General features: G+C 38.0%; 2 protein-coding genes. Both read right to left on the bottom strand.

Features of this window, described 5'->3' with window-relative positions; all coding sequences use genetic code 11:
* Positions 1 to 291: 291 nt before the first annotated feature.
* Positions 292 to 627, bottom strand: coding sequence for a cation:proton antiporter subunit C (locus ACIR131C_RS0110695; RefSeq protein ID WP_028082268.1), 336 nt, complete (start codon positions 625 to 627; stop codon positions 292 to 294).
* A gap of 350 nt (positions 628 to 977) precedes the next feature.
* Entirely contained in the window at positions 978 to 1,427 is a 450-nt protein-coding gene (gene ndk / locus ACIR131C_RS0110690; RefSeq protein WP_028082267.1) for a nucleoside-diphosphate kinase, read from the bottom strand.
* Positions 1,428 to 1,655: the final 228 nt, after the last annotated feature.

Here is a 1,655-nt window from a genome sequence, read left to right as displayed (position 1 = left end):
TTGTGCTGAATGAATTGGGTTTAATGGCGTGAAGTTGGTATCTAAAACAAATACTTTGGACATATTGTCCCTCCTTGCGGGTAATGTTAGCCTAGACAAAGATTTAAAGGCTTTTTACGCTAACAGCACTGGATTAACCCAATAGGCCTGTTTAACTGTTAACCTCAGATCTACAAACTGGCTGCGTATTTGTAGGTGAGATGACCTGAAAATCGTAGTGATTTAACACTTAGTCGGGTAAACTCTGGGCTTTAAAAGCCCCCACTTACCCGAAGGGAAGTGGTGGGTAATTTACGGTGTATTATTTTTCTCAATCTCATGGGTTTCCAGGGTGGGATTATCCTGTGCTAATTTCATCACACCAACCAGCATCAAAGCCTGAATAGAAAAACCAATAACTATCGCTGTTAATATCACTGCTTGGGGAACAGGATCGGCATAATTAATATTTTTTACACTGGAAATAATCGGGGTAAATAAGCCTTCTCGTGATGCAATTAGTACATAAAAGGCAATCACACCTGTACTCATCACATCCATGGAGACAATTTTCATCACCAGGTTTTTTTTGAGGATAATCCCGAAAAAACCGCACAATATTGTTATTAGTACACAGGCTTCTAACACGGTAATTAATTATTTTATTTTATGCTCAAGTGATAATTTAATATAAGCACAGATTTTTGGTACTAACTTAATATCAAGTGCTAAAATATTTTGATGATTATTATAGTGATATCTAATGATTTAGTATTAAGGAACTTATGTATCATATCTTGGCTTGCAATCTTTTTTTCCTAACCTCCAAAAGGAGGTTTTCAAAATCTCTGATGGTGTATTAATGGTGTATTAAATGTTTTATATTCATTTAAGGTAACAGGTGACAGGTAACAGCTAAGAGTTTTACCACTCATTACCCATTACCCATTACCTATTACCCATTACCCATTACCCATTACCTATTACCCATTACCTAATTACTCATTTAACCACAGTTTTGAATGGGGTTGCCAAGCAACTAATTCCTCATCCTTAAACCATAAAGCGATTTCTGTTTGGGCTGTTTCTTGAGCGTCAGAACCGTGAATCAGGTTACGACCTACATTAACGCCAAAATCGCCACGAATTGTACCTGGTTCTGCGTTTAAGGGGTTGGTTGCACCAATCATCTTTCTCGCTGATGCAACAACGCCCTCACCTTCCCAAACCATTGCCACAACTGGACTAGAAATGATAAATTCCACTAAACCAGGAAAAAAAGGTCTTTCACGGTGAACAGCGTAGTGTTGTTCCGCTAATTCTCTACTGACTTTCATAAACTTCAACCCGACTAAAGTAAAGCCTTTAGTTTCAAAACGGCGGATAATTTCACCCACCAAACCACGCTGTACACCGTCCGGCTTAATTGCTAAAAATGTGCGTTCCAAGTCTGTCTCCAAAAACATAATCAAATTTTGATGGGTTAATTGTCAGTTGTCTTGAGGTCTTTTGTCTAGTAGTCTGAGCAATTTTCCCTGATCATGGTGGATAACCGGATTGAATTACCATTTTTTTCCTGATTACATACAGCAATAGGTAATTAACCGCAGATAAACGCAGATTCTTGTAACTAACGATTCTTAGCACAGGGGAATATTGGCTGATCATCCTAATTC

Origin of the sequence: Dolichospermum circinale AWQC131C (assembly GCF_000426905.1) — a bacterium.
GTDB lineage: Bacteria > Cyanobacteriota > Cyanobacteriia > Cyanobacteriales > Nostocaceae > Dolichospermum > Dolichospermum circinale.
Note: the sequence above shows the minus strand (reverse complement) of the source record. Positions and strands in the feature narration are given on the sequence as shown.